Origin of the sequence: Bradyrhizobium sp. NAS80.1 (assembly GCF_001908205.1) — a bacterium.
In the GTDB taxonomy this organism is placed as follows: domain Bacteria; phylum Pseudomonadota; class Alphaproteobacteria; order Rhizobiales; family Xanthobacteraceae; genus Bradyrhizobium.
The window spans coordinates 17,580-33,931 of record NZ_LGHL01000234.1; the positions used below are offsets into that span (position 1 = coordinate 17,580).

17 protein-coding genes are annotated in these 16,352 nt (G+C 64.5%); 11 read left to right on the plus strand and 6 right to left on the minus strand.

Features of this window, described 5'->3' with window-relative positions; translation table 11 throughout:
* Positions 1–100 precede the first annotated feature (100 nt).
* Together hrcA and grpE are read left to right on the plus strand one after the other, a co-directional pair.
* Positions 101–1,189, plus strand: coding sequence for a heat-inducible transcriptional repressor HrcA (gene hrcA / locus AC629_RS38880; RefSeq protein WP_084809982.1), 1,089 nt, complete (start codon positions 101–103; stop codon positions 1,187–1,189).
* A 96-nt stretch (positions 1,190–1,285) separates the two neighbouring features.
* Entirely contained in the window at positions 1,286–1,900 is a 615-nt protein-coding gene (grpE, locus tag AC629_RS38885) for a nucleotide exchange factor GrpE (protein WP_084809983.1), read from the plus strand.
* A 143-nt stretch (positions 1,901–2,043) separates the two neighbouring features.
* On the opposite strand, the gene pncA is transcribed toward grpE, so the two are convergent.
* The gene (pncA, locus tag AC629_RS38890; protein WP_084809984.1) at positions 2,044–2,766 is read right to left on the minus strand and encodes a bifunctional nicotinamidase/pyrazinamidase; all 723 of its coding nucleotides are present in this window, start codon (positions 2,764–2,766) and stop codon (positions 2,044–2,046) included.
* Between the two features lie 303 nt (positions 2,767–3,069).
* Entirely contained in the window at positions 3,070–4,011 is a 942-nt protein-coding gene (locus tag AC629_RS38895) for a hypothetical protein (RefSeq protein ID WP_084809985.1), read from the minus strand.
* 393 nt (positions 4,012–4,404) lie between these two features.
* Between AC629_RS38895 and dnaK the strand changes: the two genes are divergently transcribed.
* From dnaK to AC629_RS38940, 8 genes are all read left to right on the plus strand, one after another.
* Positions 4,405–6,306, plus strand: coding sequence for a molecular chaperone DnaK (gene dnaK, locus AC629_RS38900; protein ID WP_084809986.1), 1,902 nt, complete (start codon positions 4,405–4,407; stop codon positions 6,304–6,306).
* A 245-nt stretch (positions 6,307–6,551) separates the two neighbouring features.
* A complete protein-coding gene (gene dnaJ / locus AC629_RS38910; protein WP_084809987.1) occupies positions 6,552–7,679 on the plus strand; it encodes a molecular chaperone DnaJ in 1,128 nt (375 codons plus the stop codon).
* Positions 7,680–7,766: 87 nt separating this feature from the next.
* On the plus strand, positions 7,767–8,366 hold the full coding sequence (locus AC629_RS38915) for a class I SAM-dependent methyltransferase (RefSeq protein WP_018323496.1): 600 nt from the start codon (positions 7,767–7,769) through the stop codon (positions 8,364–8,366).
* Between the two features lie 57 nt (positions 8,367–8,423).
* The gene (locus AC629_RS38920; protein ID WP_084809988.1) at positions 8,424–9,002 is read left to right on the plus strand and encodes an NADPH-dependent FMN reductase; all 579 of its coding nucleotides are present in this window, start codon (positions 8,424–8,426) and stop codon (positions 9,000–9,002) included.
* A 6-nt stretch (positions 9,003–9,008) separates the two neighbouring features.
* Complete coding sequence (gene pyrF, locus AC629_RS38925; protein ID WP_084809989.1) at positions 9,009–9,719, plus strand: orotidine-5'-phosphate decarboxylase; 711 nt, start codon at positions 9,009–9,011, stop codon at positions 9,717–9,719.
* Between the two features lie 100 nt (positions 9,720–9,819).
* A complete protein-coding gene (locus AC629_RS38930) occupies positions 9,820–10,125 on the plus strand; it encodes a DUF1330 domain-containing protein (RefSeq protein WP_084809990.1) in 306 nt (101 codons plus the stop codon).
* Between the two features lie 180 nt (positions 10,126–10,305).
* Positions 10,306–11,121 (plus strand): 4-hydroxy-tetrahydrodipicolinate reductase, encoded by an 816-nt coding sequence (gene dapB, locus AC629_RS38935; RefSeq protein WP_084809991.1) that lies wholly within the window; start codon positions 10,306–10,308, stop codon positions 11,119–11,121.
* 106 nt (positions 11,122–11,227) lie between these two features.
* Positions 11,228–11,851 carry a 2,3-bisphosphoglycerate-dependent phosphoglycerate mutase gene (locus AC629_RS38940; RefSeq protein ID WP_084809992.1) on the plus strand — a complete coding sequence of 208 codons (624 nt, stop codon included), beginning with the start codon at positions 11,228–11,230 and terminating at the stop codon, positions 11,849–11,851.
* 123 nt (positions 11,852–11,974) lie between these two features.
* Here the strand turns inward: AC629_RS38940 and AC629_RS38945 are convergent, their stop codons facing one another.
* Positions 11,975–12,871, minus strand: a complete 897-nt coding sequence (locus AC629_RS38945) for a methylated-DNA--[protein]-cysteine S-methyltransferase (protein WP_084809993.1) — start codon at positions 12,869–12,871, stop codon at positions 11,975–11,977.
* 55 nt (positions 12,872–12,926) lie between these two features.
* Positions 12,927–13,445 carry a DUF2244 domain-containing protein gene (locus tag AC629_RS38950; RefSeq protein WP_084809994.1) on the minus strand — a complete coding sequence of 173 codons (519 nt, stop codon included), beginning with the start codon at positions 13,443–13,445 and terminating at the stop codon, positions 12,927–12,929.
* Between the two features lie 22 nt (positions 13,446–13,467).
* Here AC629_RS38950 and nth point away from each other — a divergent pair, with 22 nt between their 5' ends.
* Entirely contained in the window at positions 13,468–14,220 is a 753-nt protein-coding gene (gene nth / locus AC629_RS38955) for an endonuclease III (RefSeq protein WP_084810011.1), read from the plus strand.
* A 12-nt stretch (positions 14,221–14,232) separates the two neighbouring features.
* On the opposite strand, the gene AC629_RS38960 is transcribed toward nth, so the two are convergent.
* A complete protein-coding gene (locus AC629_RS38960; RefSeq protein ID WP_084809995.1) occupies positions 14,233–14,973 on the minus strand; it encodes a sulfate transporter family protein in 741 nt (246 codons plus the stop codon).
* A 263-nt stretch (positions 14,974–15,236) separates the two neighbouring features.
* The gene (locus tag AC629_RS38965; RefSeq protein WP_245332134.1) at positions 15,237–16,337 is read right to left on the minus strand and encodes a phosphorylase family protein; all 1,101 of its coding nucleotides are present in this window, start codon (positions 16,335–16,337) and stop codon (positions 15,237–15,239) included.
* Positions 16,338–16,352: the final 15 nt, after the last annotated feature.

Genomic DNA, 16,352 nt, shown 5'->3' on the forward strand with positions numbered 1-16,352 from the left:
TCAAGGCCTTATTCACCTCCGATTTCCGGTGCGCGAACGCCGCGCTTGTCAGAACGGCCCGCGATGGACAAATTATGAGCATCTGAGAGGAGTTACCGCTGTGGCCCATCACGATCCGATCCATCTGATCGCGCCGCGCGCAGGCCTCGCCCAGCTCAACGAGCGTTCCCGCGACATCTTTCGTCAAATTGTCGAAAGCTATCTCGCGACCGGCGAGCCGGTCGGCTCGCGCAACATTTCGCGCCTGATTGCGACGCCGCTGTCGCCGGCCTCGGTCCGCAACGTCATGGCCGATCTGGAACTGCTCGGACTGATCTACGCGCCGCATACCTCCGCCGGCCGGTTGCCGACGGAACTCGGCCTGCGTTTCTTCGTCGACGCCCTCATGCAGGTCGGCGACCTCAACGAGGCCGAACGGCAGTCGATCCAGGGCCAACTTGCCTCCGTCGGCCAGGCCCAGTCGGTCGAGGCGGCGCTGGACCAGGCGCTGACGCGGTTGTCGGGTCTGACCCGCGCCGCCGCGGTCGTGCTGACGCCGAAGTCCAATGCCCGGCTCAAGCACATCGAGTTCGTCCGCCTGGAGCCGGAAAAGGCGCTGGTGGTCCTGGTCGGCGAGGACGGCCAGGTCGAAAACCGCGTGCTGACGCTGCCGCCCGGAGTTCCATCCTCGGCGCTGATGGAGGCGAGCAATTTCCTCAATGCACGGATCCGGGGCCGGACGCTGGCCGAGGCGCGGCTCGAGCTCGAAACCGCGCTCGGGGAGGCCAGCGCCGAGCTCGATCAATTGACGCAGAAGGTGATCTCGACCGGGATCGCAAGCTGGTCAGGCGGCGAGAACGAGGACCGCCAGCTCATCGTTCGTGGCCATGCCAATCTGCTGGAGGACCTGCACGCGCTGGAGGATCTGGAGCGGGTGCGCCTGTTGTTCGAAGACCTCGAGACCAAGCGCGGCGTGATCGATCTGCTTGGCCGGGCCGAGACCGCGGAAGGCGTGCGAATCTTCATCGGTAGCGAGAACAAGCTGTTTTCGCTGTCCGGCTCCTCCACGATCATCTCGCCCTATCGGGATGCCGTCGGCCGTATCGTCGGTGTTTTGGGCGTGATCGGGCCGACTCGGCTGAATTATGCCCGCGTGATCCCGACCGTGGACTACGCCGCTCGCATCGTCAGTCGGCTCCTGGGGGGCTGAGCGGCATTTCGTCTGATCACGGGCGCTTGATTTTCGTGGCTTTAGGCACGATATCCGGGCCAACAATCCCTTGAAACGAGTTCGAGACCAGAGCCGATGACCGATCGAGACCGGCAGCCCGACGACACGACCCCGCCGACCGGCGAGCCCGTGGTGTCAAAGCCCTACATCATGCCCGACGATCCCGAGCCCGGCTCGGTCGAATTGTTGCAGAAGGAAGCCGCCGAGGCGCGCGACCGCACGCTGCGGACGCTGGCCGAGATGGAGAATCTCCGTAAGCGCACCACCAAGGAAGTGGCTGACGCCCGCCTCTACGGCATCACCGGCTTTGCCCGCGACGTGCTCGAGATCGCCGACAACCTCCAGCGCGCGCTCGATGCCGTTCCGGCCGAGGCGCGTGCCGCGGCCGACCCCGGCCTGACGGCGCTGATCGAGGGCGTCGAGCTCACCGAGCGCTCGCTGCTCAACGCGCTGGAAAAGCACGGCGTGAAGAAGTTCGATCCGCAGGGCCAGAAGTTCGACCCGAACTTCCAGCAGGCGATGTTCGAGGTGCCCGATTCGTCGGTGCCGACAGGCACCGTGGTGCAGGTCGTTCAGGCCGGCTACACGATCGGCGAGCGCGTGCTGCGTCCGGCTTTGGTCGGCGTTGCCAAGGGCGGCGCGAAGGCCGCGCCTGCCGCCAACAACAACGAGCCGAACAGCGCGGTGTAAGCCATCAATCCTCATGGTGAGGAAGCGCGTCAGCGCCGTCTCGAACCATGCAGCCCGGGTCTTTCAGCTCGGCCTTCATCCTTCGAGACGCGCGCGAAGAGGCGCGCTCGTCAGGATGAGGGTCTTGCAATTTTACGCGCCGCTTACGCGCTCACCGCGATATCTGCAGACTGAATCCGCTTCACACCCGCCTTGGCCATGTCGGCCCAGGCTTTGGCGAGCGAGCCCTGCGTGTCGATGCCGCGGCAGGCGTCTTCCACCACATAGACCTCGAAACCCGCCTTGCGCGCGTCGAGCGCGGTCCAGGCGACGCAGAAATCGGTAGCCAGGCCGGCGACGAAGACGCGCTTGATCTTGCGTCCCTTCAGATAGCCGGCAAGGCCCGTCGAGGTCTTGCCGTCGGCTTCGAGAAAGGCCGAGTAGCTGTCGACGTCCTTGTGAAAACCCTTGCGGATGATGAGCTCGGCGTGCGGGATCGCGAGGTCCTTCGACAGCGCGGCGCCGTCGGTGCCCTGCACGCAGTGGTCGGGCCACAGTACCTGTTTGCCGTAAGGAAGATCGATGGTCTCGAACGGTTTCTTGCCGGAATGAACCGAGGCGAACGAGACGTGGCCGGGCGTGTGCCAGTCCTGCGTCATCACCACGTTCCCGAATGCTTTTGCGATCTTGTTGATGACGGGTACGACCTGCTCGCCTTCCTTCACCGCGAGGCTGCCGCCGGGCAGGAAGCAGTTTTGCACGTCGATCACGAGCAGTGCGGACGTGTCGTCCGGCTTGATCGACGTCGCCGCGAAGAGCGCGGTTGGCGCGAGAGCAGCCAGCGCCGTCGTCCCAAGCGCCGTCAACATGTGTCGCCGATCAAGCATCGTTCGCCTCCCCTCAGGATGAACCCAACGGAGGCGAAGCCTAGTTCCGCTTGTGCGTGAACAGAAGCCCGAAAATGCAACCGGCTTTGTCCAGCCCTTGGGCTCACAACCCCAACATCACCGTCATCCCGGGGCGCGCAAAGCGCGAGCCCGGGATCCATAATAGGGAGAGATTTGGCGAAGACTCTTCGTGGGACTGCGACCGACTGCAACCGCGAGATCACGCAGTATGGATCCCCCGCCCCCCGTGCGCAATTGCGCACTAGGCGGGGATGACACCGAGTGTGTTGCGCTGCCTTCGCCTTACCCCTTCGGCTGGATGCCGTCGCGCACCGCGCGGAAGCGGGTGAAGGCGGCCGGCCACTGGTCACGCGGGGCGCTGGCGATGATGCGCAGCGAGGCGCCCCCGCTGCTGAAGCGAATCCACTGCACCACTGTCACCGGGGTCTTGTCCTTGCCGCTGACGCCGTCGATCCGGGTCTCAAAACCCTGCTGGCCGTTGATGCGGATCGGCTCGGACATGGTGATGCGGGACTCGCGCACGCCGGGGATCTGGAGCGCCGCCTCCTGGGCGAAGCGGGCGCGGTCGTCAGCCTGCTGCGGGGTGGCGCCGATCAGGCCGAGGAGCATGAACGGCTTCGACTCATAGCCTGTGCTCTCGTTACCGTCGGCCAGGATGATGCTGCTGCCCGGTGCCAGGGTGCGGATGTCCTTGAAGTCGGCGAGATCGGTGATCTTGAACGGCATCAGCGCGATCTGCTCGTCGGCGGATACCTCCCTGCGGGTGACGGCGCTCGCAAACATCTGCCGCACCGCCTCGTCGGTGTAGATCTTCGTCGCGTTCTCGGGGATCTGCACCGCCACATAGCCGGAGAAACCGGCGCCCGGCACGATCATCGAATAGCGCTTCACCGGGGTATCGCCGGCCTTGCCGCTCTCGGTGGTGAAATAGGCCAGGCCCGCGGGTGTCTCGAGCTTGTCCTGCTTCACGCCGCCGGTGCCTGCAGGGTTGGAATTGAAGGCGCCCACGACCTCGCCATAGGCCGCCGGCGGCAGCTCGGTGATCAGCACCTTGACGCTGCCGTCCGCGCTCTCAAAGCCCGGAAAGGTCTTTGCCGTGCTGAGGCCGATCAGAGGCACCATGCCGAGGCGCAGCCCGGGCGGGAAAACGGCGTCGGCGGCAACGGCCGGAAGCGCGGAGGCGACGAGGAGGGTGAGCGCAGCGAGGGGGCGGATCAGCTTCATGGGCACTCTGATTGGTTCACATTGAGGCCGTTCGATGGTGCCACCGGGCAGCTATGTCGCGCGAAGCAGCCTTGCGGCGCCTATCCGGCCGCCCCCCTTTTTAGCGGGTTTGGCCTTGCCGTAACAGGGTGGGACGGATCACGGTGGCGGGGGTTTGCCGCGGCCTGAACCTGTTAACAATTCCTCACCCGCAAGGGCGGTTGAGCCCGGATATGATGTTCTAAAACCCAACGTTTTCACGGCCGAAACTTGCGCTCGGTCCTTGCGGGCCCCTCCCCCCCTCCTATATGAGCCTCAATCATCGCAATATCGCGGATGTTTGATCTTAGGGGGTTTGGATCGGGTGCCTTCTGGGCCCAGCCAACCTGCCGCAAAAACAAGGATATCAGGACCATGGGAAAGGTCATTGGGATCGACCTCGGCACCACGAATTCGTGCGTCGCCGTGATGGATGGCAAGAACGCCAAAGTCATCGAGAATTCCGAAGGCATGCGCACGACGCCTTCGATCGTCGCCGTTACCGACGACGGTGAGCGCCTCGTCGGCCAGCCCGCCAAGCGCCAGGCCGTTACCAATCCCGAGCGCACCTTCTTCGCAGTGAAGCGCCTCATCGGCCGCCGCTACGACGACCCGATGGTCGAGAAGGACAAGAAGCTCGTCCCGTACAAGATCGTGAAGGCTTCCAACGGCGACGCCTGGGTCGAGGCCGACGGCCAGACCTACTCGCCCTCGCAGGTCTCTGCTTTCATCCTGCAGAAGATGAAGGAGACCGCGGAAGCCCATCTCGGCCAGAAGGTCGACCAGGCCGTCATCACCGTTCCCGCCTACTTCAACGACGCCCAGCGCCAGGCAACCAAGGACGCCGGCAAGATCGCGGGCCTTGAAGTGCTGCGCATCATCAACGAGCCGACCGCGGCCGCGCTCGCCTACGGCCTCGACAAGACCAAGGCCGGCACGATCGCCGTGTACGACCTCGGCGGCGGCACGTTCGATATCTCGATTCTCGAAATCGGCGACGGCGTGTTCGAGGTGAAGTCGACCAACGGCGACACCTTCCTCGGCGGCGAAGATTTTGACATGCGCCTCGTTGGTTATCTGGCCGACGAGTTCCAGAAGGAGCAGGGCATCAACCTGCGCAACGACAAGCTCGCGTTGCAGCGCCTGAAGGAAGCTGCTGAAAAGGCCAAGATCGAGCTGTCGTCGACGACGCAGACCGAGATCAACCTGCCCTTCATCACCGCGGACCAGACCGGCCCGAAGCATCTGACGATGAAGCTCACCCGCGCCAAGTTCGAGGCGCTGGTCGATGATCTCATCCAGAAGACCGTCGAGCCCTGCCGCAAGGCGTTGAAGGACGCCGGCGTCACCGCCGGTGAGATCGGCGAAGTCGTGCTGGTCGGCGGCATGTCGCGCATGCCGAAGGTCCAGGAAGTCGTGAAGCAGCTGTTCGGCAAGGAGCCGCACAAGGGCGTCAACCCGGACGAAGTCGTGGCGATCGGTGCCGCGATCCAGGCCGGCGTGCTCCAGGGCGACGTCAAGGACGTGCTGCTGCTCGACGTGACCCCGCTGTCGCTGGGCATCGAGACGCTGGGCGGCGTGTTCACCCGCATCATCGACCGCAACACCACGATCCCGACCAAGAAGAGCCAGGTGTTCTCGACCGCCGAGGACAACCAGAACGCGGTCACCATCCGCGTTTTCCAGGGCGAGCGTGAAATGGCGGCCGACAACAAGATGCTCGGCCAGTTCGACCTGATGGGCATTCCGCCGGCCCCGCGCGGCATGCCGCAGATCGAGGTGACCTTCGACATCGACGCCAACGGCATCGTCAACGTTTCGGCCAAGGACAAGGCCACGGGCAAGGAGCAGCAGATCCGCATCCAGGCCTCCGGTGGTCTGTCGGAAGCCGATATCGAGAAGATGGTCAAGGACGCCGAGGCCAATGCCGAGGCGGACAAGAAGCGTCGCGAGGCGGTTACGGCCAAGAACGAAGCGGACGGCCTGGTGCATTCGACCGAGAAGGCGCTTGCCGAGCACGGTTCGAAGGTCGCCGAGAGCGAGCGCCGCGCCATCGAGGATGCCGTCAGCGATCTTAAGGAAGCGCTGAAGGGCGACGATGCCGAGGCGATCAAGGCCAAGACCAACACGCTGGCCCAGGCTTCGATGAAGCTCGGCGAGGCCATGTACAAGCAGCAGGCCGAGGCCGATGCGGCCAAGGACGCTGCGAAGGACGACGTCGTCGACGCGGAATTCACCGAGGTCGACGACGACAAGAACAACAAGAAGTCCGCCTGAACCCCAAGAGGGTAATGATGCGGACGGCTTGGACCCCACACGTACTATCGGCCTCCTCCCTCCCGGGGGAGGCCGTCGTGTCGGGCTCGACGGGCCAGGCGCCCGTTACGATCGATCAATTCCCAGCCGTTATGTTGAATGCCGCTGTGCAGCCCTCTGCCGCAAAGCCGAAGGCTGCTTATATCGTCGCGTGGCGACGCCATTCGTCGCCGACCTAGATCGCGATTGGATAGACCGAGTCAGACATGTCCACCAAGCGCTGTTACTACGAAACGCTCGAAGTTGAACGCGACGCCGACGAGGGCAAGCTGAAATCGTCCTTCCGCAAGTTGGCGATGAAGTTCCATCCGGACCGCAATCCCGGGGACAACAGCAGTGAAGTCAAGTTCAAGGAAATCAACGAGGCCTACGAGGTCCTGAAAGACAAGGACAAGCGCGCGGCCTATGACCGTTTCGGCCACGCCGCCTTCGAGCAGGGTGGCCCCGGTGGCGGCGCCGGCTTCGGCGCGGGCTTCGCCTCCTCCTTCTCCGACATCTTCGAAGACCTGTTCGGCATGGCCGGGCAGCGCGGCCGCGGCGGTCGCGAGCGCGGTGCCGACCTGCGCTACAACATGGAAATCACGCTCGAGGAAGCCTTTGGCGGCAAGACCGCGCAGATCGAGATCCCGGTCTCGGTCACCTGTGAGGCCTGCTCGGGCATCGGTGCCAAGGCTGGCACGAAGCCGAAGACCTGCTCGACCTGCGGCGGCGCCGGCCGCGTGCGGCAGTCGCAGGGCTTCTTCACGCTCGAACGGACCTGCCCGGGCTGCCAGGGCCGCGGCCAGATGATCGAGGACGCCTGCCCGTCCTGCTCCGGCCAGGGCCGTGTCACCCGCGAGCGGACGCTGTCGGTCAACATTCCCCCCGGCGTCGAGGACGGCACCAGGATCAGGCTCGCCGGCGAAGGCGAGGCGGGCGTCCGCGGCGGCCCACCGGGCGACCTCTACATCTTCCTGTCGCTGGCCCAGCACCAGTTCTTCCAGCGCGACGGCGCCGATCTGCACTGCCGCGTGCCAATTTCGATGGTGACGGCCGCCCTCGGCGGCGAATTCGAGGTGCCGACCATCGACAAGGGCAAGGCCAAGGTGAAGGTGCCCGCCGGAACCCAGTCGAACCGCCGATTCCGCATTGCATCAAAGGGCATGCCGGTGCTGCGCTCGCGCCAGACGGGCGACATGTATGTCCAGGTCGTGGTCGAGACCCCGCAAAATCTCACCAAGAAGCAGCAGGAATTGCTGGCCGAGTTCGAAAAGCTCTCCTCCGGCAATACCCAGCCGGAATCCGAGGGGTTCTTCGCCAAGGTCAAGGATTTCTTCGGTAATCGAGCCAACTGACCCGTCTTGACCGTATCGCCTGCGGCCTATACGTCTTTATGACCATTTTCTGACATGCCGCAGTCGCGCGGTCCCTCTGGTCCTGACATGCCATTGCCATCGTCTGCGCGTGCGTTGAAGAAGCCTCGTCTCGATGATGAGGTGCGTTTCCTCAGGTCGTGGATCGAAAAGCCACTGCACATGGGTGCGGTGATGCCTTCGGGCAAGCTCCTCGCCCGGACCATGGCCCATTACGTCGATGTCGACTCCGATGCACCGGTGGTCGAGCTCGGGCCCGGCACCGGCGCCATCACCTCCGCTCTGATCGAACGCGGCGTCGACCAGAAGCGCCTCGTCCTCGTCGAATACAATCCCGGCTTCTGCGCTCTGCTGCGCGATCGCTATCCGCAGGCCAAGGTAGTGCAGGGCGATGCTTACCGCCTGCGCGATACGCTCTGGAACGTGCTGAGCGCGCCCGCCTCCGCCGTGGTCTCCGGCCTGCCGCTAGTGACCAAGCCGATGCTGACGCGGCTGCGGCTGATCCGCGACGCCTTCACGGCGCTCGCGCCCGGCGCGCCCTTCGTGCAGTTCACCTATGCGGTCGTGCCGCCGATCCCGAAATCGTTGCCCGGCGTGTCCACAGAGGCCTCGGAACGGATCTGGATGAACCTTCCGCCGGCCCGCGTCTGGGTGTATCGCAAGGACTAATTCCGCCGGCGTCCCTCTTTGCGCGGCGGGCTCGTTTCGCCGAACGCATTGGATCGGATGCCCGCACCAAAAATCCTGATCATTCCCGGCTCGCTGCGCACCGGTTCGCACAATGCGAAACTGGCGGCGGTCGCGGCCTATGAATTCGCCCAGGCCGGCGTTGACGTCACCCGCATCTCGCTCGCCGATTTTCCGCTGCCGATCTATGACGGCGATCTTCAGGCCAAGTCCGGCGTGCCGAAGCACGCTGTCAATCTCAAGCGCATGATCGGCACGCATCATGGCGTGCTGATCGTCTCGCCCGAATACAATGCCTCGGTGCCGCCGCTGCTCAAGAACGCGATCGACTGGGTCAGCCGCGTGCAGGACCCACACGAGGCGCGCGGCGAGGTGTTTCGCAACCGCGCCTTCGCGCTCGCAGGCGCCTCGCAGAGCCGGCTGGGCGCTGCCCGCGCGCTGCAGGCGTTGCGGTTGATCCTGACCTCCTGCCACGCCAATGTGATTGCCAGCCAGCTCACGCTCGCCTTTGCCGACCAGGCCTATGACGATATGGACAGGCTCAAGAACCAGTCCGATATCGACGCACTGAAGGAGCTGGTGCGGCAGTTGATCGACATTTCCCAACGCATGATGTGAGGTGACATGACGCCAGCCGAAATCGCCCCGAAGGACCGCCTGATCGTCGCGCTCGATTTGCCGAGCGTTGATGCCGCGGAGGCGATGGTCAACCGGCTCGGTGACAGCGTCAGCTTCTACAAGATCGGCTATCGGCTGGCTTATGCCGGCGGATTGCCGCTGGTCGGCAAGCTCGCCGACAAGGGCAAGAAGGTCTTTCTCGATCTCAAGCTGCACGACATCGGCAACACCGTGACGCAAGGCGTCGAGAGCATCACGAAGCTCGGCGCAACCTTCCTCACCGTGCACGCCTATCCGCAGACCATGAAGGGCGCCGTCGAAGGCCGCGGCAGCTCTGGCCTGAAGATCCTCGCCGTGACGGTGCTGACCTCCTACAACGAGGACGATCTGCACGCGGCCGGCTACCGGCTCGGCGTCTCCGAGCTGGTGGAGGCGCGCGCGCAGCAGGCGCAGGTGCTTGGCATCGACGGGCTCGTGTCCTCGCCCGAGGAGGTCGGTGGCCTTCGCAAGATCGTCGGCCACCAGATGCACCTCGTGACGCCCGGCATCCGGCCGGCTGGCGCGGCGACCGGCGACCAGAAGCGCATCATGACGCCGGGCCGCGCGATCACTGCGGGCGCCGATTATCTCGTCGTCGGGCGGCCGGTGGTGGAAGCCACGGACCCCAGGGCGATCGCTGAAGCCATCCAGGCCGAGATCGCGCAGGCGCTTGGCTAGAGCATGATCCGGATCCGAAGGACCGCGTTAGCGCAAAGTGCGCGGCGGTTTTCCGATCAGATCATGCTCAAATAGGTGGCAACAACCAGGGAGAAGAACAATGGCAAAGGGCTACTGGATCGGACGCGTCGACGTGAACAATGACGAGGGCTACAAGCCGTATGCCGTCGCCAACGGTCCGATCTTCAAGAAATGGGGTGGCCGCTTCGTCGTTCGCGCCGGCAAGTTCACCACCGTCGAAGGCGCCAGCCGCACCCGCAACGTCGTGATCGAATTCCCGGATTACGAGACCGCGATCGCCTGTTACAACTCGCCGGAATACCAGGCCAACATCAAGGTGCGCCAGCCGCACTCGATCGCCGACCTCATCATCATCGAGGGCTATGACGGCCCGCAGCCGTCGTAGGGTTTCCACGACACCAGACGCTGTCATTCCGGGGCGCCCGAAGGGCGAACACGGAATCTCGCGCCACCACCTCTGGATTCCGGGTTCGATGCGCCGCATCGCCCAGGAATGCCGGCCTTTGGTCCCTCGGTTGCCGGAACTGCATCCCCCCGCTACAACGGCCCCGAAGAGGATCACACCATGTCCGACATGCGCTTGATTGTTGCTGGAGCCGGCGGCCGGATGGGCCGCGCACTGACGCGGGCGATTGCCGACACCGAAGGCGCGGTACTGGCTGGCGCGCTGGAGGCGCCGGGCTCGGAACTGCTCGGCAAGGATGCCGGCGTGCTCGCAGGCCTGCCTGCCAATGGCATCACGCTTTCCGCCGATCTCTGGGCGATGTCGAAGGAGGCCGACGGCATCCTCGATTTCACCGTGCCGGCCGCGACCATCGCCAATGTCGCGATCGCCGCCGAGCGCGGCATCGTACATGTCATCGGCACCACCGGTCTGTCAGCCTCCGACAACGCCGTGATCAAGAGCGTGACAAACCGCGCGGTCGTGGTGCAGTCCGGCAATATGAGCCTGGGCGTCAACCTGCTTGCCGCCGTGGTCAAGCGTGTCGCCAAGGCGCTCGACGAGAACTTCGATATCGAAGTCGTGGAAACGCACCACCGCATGAAGGTCGATGCGCCCTCCGGCACCGCTTTGATGCTGGGCCAGGCCGCAGCGGCCGGCCGCGGCATCCCGCTCGATGAGCATTCGGAGCGTGGCCGCGACGGCATCACCGGCGCACGCAAGCCCGGCAACATCGGCTTCGCGTCCCTGCGCGGCGGCACCGTCGCGGGCGAGCACAGCGTGACCTTCCTCGGCCCGTTCGAGCGCCTGACGCTGTCGCACCTCGCCGAAGATCGCATGCTGTTCGCGCACGGCGCGCTGAAGGCGGCGCTGTGGGCGCACGGCAAGAAGCCGGGGCACTACTCTATGGCCGACGTGCTCGGCCTCGCAGACATCTGAACCAGCCGGAACATGATCCGGACCTGAAGGGCCGCGTTAGCGCAAAGTGCGAAGCGGTCTTCCGACAAGATCATGCTCAAACAATAACCTGAATGGAAAGCAGTCAATGAGCGAACGTCTTCTCGTGCTCGTGCGTCACGGCCAGAGCGAATGGAATCTGAAGAACCTGTTCACGGGCTGGAAGGATCCCGATCTCACCGAGCTCGGCGTGACCGAGGCGAAGCAAGCCGGCCGCAAGCTGAAGGCGCAGGGCCTCGTGTTCGACGTCGCCTACACCTCGGTGCTGACGCGCGCGCAGCACACGCTCGATCTCATCCTCGGCGAACTCGGCCAGGAGGGCCTGCCGACATCGAAGAACCTCGCGCTGAACGAGCGCGACTATGGCGATCTGTCCGGCCTCAACAAGGACGACGCTCGCAAGAAATGGGGCGAGGACCAGGTCCTGATCTGGCGCCGCTCCTACGACGTGCCGCCGCCCGGCGGCGAAAGCCTGAAGGACACGCTGGCGCGCGCACTGCCCTATTACGTGCAGGAGATTTTGCCCGGCGTGCTCAACGGCAAGCGCACGCTCGTTGCTGCCCACGGCAATTCACTGCGCGCGCTGATCATGGTGCTGGAAAAGCTCTCGCCCGAAGGTATCTTGAAGCGCGAGCTCGCCACCGGCGTGCCGATCATCTACCGGCTCAATGCGGATTCGACCGTGGCGTCGAAGCTGGATCTGGCGGGCTAGGCTTCGCCACAAACGGCATAGCCGTGGGGTGGGCAAAGGCGCATAGCGCCGTGCCCACCATTCTCCCGCGATCGCTGATGCATGGTGGGCACGCTTCGCTTTGCCCACCCTACGGCAGCAGACCTACTGCATCCCCAGCTGCCCGGCCTCCCAGCCCAGCATCGCCTGCTTGCGGGTGACGCCCCAGTGGTAACCGGTGAGCGCGCCGCTCTTGCCGAGCGCGCGGTGGCAGGGGACGACGAACGAGACTGGGTTCCTGCCGACGGCGGCGCCGACGGCGCGCGAGGCCTTCGGGTTGTTGATGTTGCAGGCGATGTCAGAATAGGACACCGCGCGGCCCATCGGGATCTTCAGCAGCGTCTCCCAGACCCGCACCTCGAAATCGGTGCCGATCATCACCACGCGCAGCGGCTGATCCGGCCGCCACAGTTTGGTGTCGAAGATGCGCTGCGCCAGTGGCGCTGTGCCCTCGTGATCTTCGACGTAAGTGGCCTTCGGCCAACGCCGCGTCATGTCGGCGAGCGCTGCCTTCTCCTCACCGTGATCGGCAAAGGCAAGACCCGACAGGCCGCGATCGGTCGCGATCACGATCGCCGTGCCGAAGGGCGAGGGATGGAAGCCGTAGCGCAAGGTGAGGCCCGCGCCGCCGTTCTTCCATTCGCCCGGCGACATCGCTTCGTGCGTGACGAAGAGATCGTGCAGCCGGCCGGGGCCCGAGAGGCCCGAGTCGAGCGCGGCATCGAGGACGCTGGCGGAGTCCCGCAGGAGTCCCTTGGCATGATCGAGCGTCAGCGCCTGCATGAAGGCCTTCGGTGTGATCGAGGCCCAGCGGCGGAACAGATGGTGCAGCTCATCCGGCGTGACGCCGGCAGCATCTGCCATCGCCTCGATGGTCGGCTGCGCGCGCCAGTTCTCCGAGATGAACGCGATCGCTCGGCGCACGGAGTCATAATCGCGCAGCGCGGCGTTCTGGTGGCCCGGCCTGGCCAGGCGCTGGTCATGTATGGCGAGTGTCATCATGACCGGAAATGTAGGAGAGGGGCGGGCGCGAAACCACCCGATTTCTGATACGAAATCAGGAGATTGGGTTGTAGGTCGGGCCACGCCTCGCGGCGTTCAATGCCTCGACCAAGCCTTTGTAAAAGCTCGTCTTTTCTTCGGGTCCCAAAAAGCCGGCGATCTGCAGCCGGTGCCCGCGCGAGATCAGGTAGAGATGTTCGAGGCCAAAATCCTCGTCGACCTCCTGGTCGAGCCGGACCCAGAGCGGGTTGAACGTCCATTCGGCGACATGGCCACGATGGCTGACCCGGCGCACGCGCAATTCCGACGGCGTCACCACGATCTGCTCGCTCGCCCGCGCGGCGCGGAAATTGACCTTGAAGGCCCACCAGATCACCAGCACGTCGAGGCCGAAGAAGCCGAACACAGGCCAGGCTCCCATCATCAGGAAAGCGAGGCCGGTGACGAAACTGACGACGCTCAGGAACAGCATCACGGCGAGGAAGCCGGTGCGGTTCAGCGAGCGGTGCGGCGTCAGCATCGCCGAGAAGATCTGCACCTCGCGCTCGCGCTCAATTTCGTTGCCTGTGCTCATCGTCCCTCAGTATATCCCGATCATGGCGAAAATCACCCGCAAGCCGGCCCCGCGCAAAGCGCCCGTTCCGAAGAAAAAGGCAAAGGCGACTGTTGCCAGGCCAAGGGCTCCCGCGAAGAAATCGCTCAAGGCTATAAAACCCTGGACGCCGGCCGAGATCCACGAAGTCTTCAGCCGTTTCCGCAAGGCCAATCCCGAGCCGAAAGGCGAGCTCGAGCACGTCAATCCGTTCACGCTACTGGTCGCCGTGGTGCTGTCGGCGCAGGCGACCGACGCCGGGGTCAACAAGGCGACGCGCGAATTGTTCAAAGTTGCCGATACCCCGCAGAAGATGCTCGACCTCGGCGAAGAGTCCTTGCGCGAATACATCAAGACCATCGGTCTCTACCGTACCAAGGCAAAGAACGTCATTGCCCTGTCGGCAAAGGTGCTCAGCGAGTTCGGCGGAAAAGTGCCGCGCACGCGGGCCGAGATCGAGTCGCTGCCCGGCGCCGGGCGCAAGACCGCCAACGTGGTGCTCAACATGGCCTTTGGCGAGCACACCATGGCGGTCGACACGCATGTCTTCCGCGTCGGCAATCGCACGGGGCTCGCGCCCGGCAAGACGCCGCTCGAAGTCGAGCTTGGTCTCGAAAAGGTGATCCCGGCCGAGTTCATGCTGCATGCCCATCATTGGCTGATCCTGCACGGCCGCTATACCTGCCTCGCGCGCAAGCCGCGCTGCGAGGTCTGCCTGATCAACGATCTCTGCCGATGGCCGGAGAAGACGGTCTGAGGGAGTCTTCCGTCACCGCATCTGCCGCGCCGGCTCGATCAGCTCGGGGCGCGGTCCGGACAGGCGCTTGTGCATGTGGACCATGAACGCCATGCCGAAGATCGGCGTCGCCAGGTTGACGATCGGGATCGAGACGAAGGCCGCGATGAACAGGCCGGCAGTGAAGATGGTGGCGGCATTGTCGCGCCGCATGGCCTTGGCGTCCTCCGGTGAGCGGAAGCGCATCGCCGCAAGCTCGAAATATTCGCGCCCGAGCAGCCATGCGGCGGCGAGGAAGAAGATCAGGAAGCCGGCGCCGGCGAAAAACACCAGCGGCAGCGCGGCGAGATAAACCAAAATCGTCAGCAGCGCGGTCTTGACGCCCTCGAGGATAGCCTGGTTGAAGGGCAGCGCGACGCCCGGCCGCTCAGCCGAATAGTGCTCACGCTCGACGATGTCGGCGACGTCGTCGACGAACAGGCTCGCCACCAGCGAGGTGATCGCGGGCATCAGGAACACGCCGCCGAGCACAACGCCGAGGCCGGCTGCGATTGAGACGATCCAGGCCAGGACCTCGAGGGATGAGTGCCAGCTCGGCCCGAGCAGACCTTCCAGCCAGACCTCGCCATAGGTTGCAAACCAGCTCAGGAGCCGCTGCAAGCCGATCGCCAGCACGGTGATCAGCACCAGTGCGACACCGATCGATCGCCACAGGATCGAGCGCATCCACGGCGACAGCATTTGCGACAGCGCCTTCACGGCGGCATCCAGCATGGAAGTTCCTCTCACGAAAACCACCCGCGAGAGGTAGACACCCCAGGTCGCTTCGGCAAGGGAGGCTGACCCGTCAGTTCCTGCGGCTTTATTGCTTGGGCATGATCGCCGCGCCAACGCGTTCCGCGTTTGTCGCGGGGAAGAACCGCGTCACACTTTGCGCTAACGCGGCCCTTCGGGTCCGGTTCATGCCCTAACGCTCAGCGGCGATGGTCGCCCAGCAGGTGATGGCACTGCACACCGTGCTCCAGCGGCCGAAGCCCTTATAAATCTGGGCGGCGACCTGCTCCTGTTGTCAGCGTGCCCTCGGCCTTGATCTGCGGGTCGGAGACATTGCGGATCGCGAGCCAACGCGGCGCCTTGTCGCCCATCTCCTGGGCGACAAGACCGAGGATCGCGTCGCCCATCTCGGAGACGTCGCCGAGCCCCTGAAGATGGAAATGATTGTCGGAGGTGTCGAAGCCGAAGAAGTCGGTGGTCACCACGGAGGATGGCAGGCCGCTCGGCTTCACGACGAAGATCTTCGGCGCCCTCGTATTGTCCTTGGGCAATTGCCCTGCATTGGCCTTGAACAGCGTCTTGGCCTGCGCGAACTTCTTTGTTATCGCGGGCCTGCTGGCGAAGTGCTCCTGCGCGAAAGGCTGCTTCTTGAATTTCGACAGGCAGTCGAAGCACACGATCGGGCTGACGACGACGTCGCCGACCTCGAACTCCTTGCCGATGCCGCCGGCTGTGCCCGTCGTAATGACGAGCGTCGGCTGCACCTCGGTGATGATCTGGCGCCAGACGTCGATATTCGGCAGCTGCGGGCCGTCCTGCGACATGTGCGAATCGGACTTGAAGACGACGACCTTCTTCCTGCCGATCGTCGTGGTCCAGTAGGTGCCGAGCCGCTTCAACTCCTTGGCCGGACAGCCGTTGCGCATCTTCCTGGAGATGGCAGCGTAATTATGCGTGTAGGCGATGTAGTCGTTGCGCGAATCCTTGCCCGGCGTCAGCACGCGGCTGAGCGCGTGGCCTTCGTCGACGGTCCAGGTCACGACCAGCACGTCGGCGCGGGGCAGCGGGCCCTTGCCATTGCCCTTCGGCTTCGGCCCGGTCTGCGGCGCGAGCCCCTTCGGCCAGGGAATGTCGGTGAAGCGCGACAGCCCGCTCGCGGTCGAGAAGGCCATGAATTCGCGACCCTCGGCCGATTCGGAATCGAAATCGATGATCTCGCGCTGAAAATCTTCCGCCGAGACCTTTACGGTCTTCTTTGCTGCAGCATCCGCCATGCGCTTCACCGCAAAGGTTTCGCGCGGCGGCGGTGTCGTGATCGGATCGAAACCAAGATTTCTCTGAACCCATTTGCGGTCGGCAAGCATTGCGTGATCTCCGCC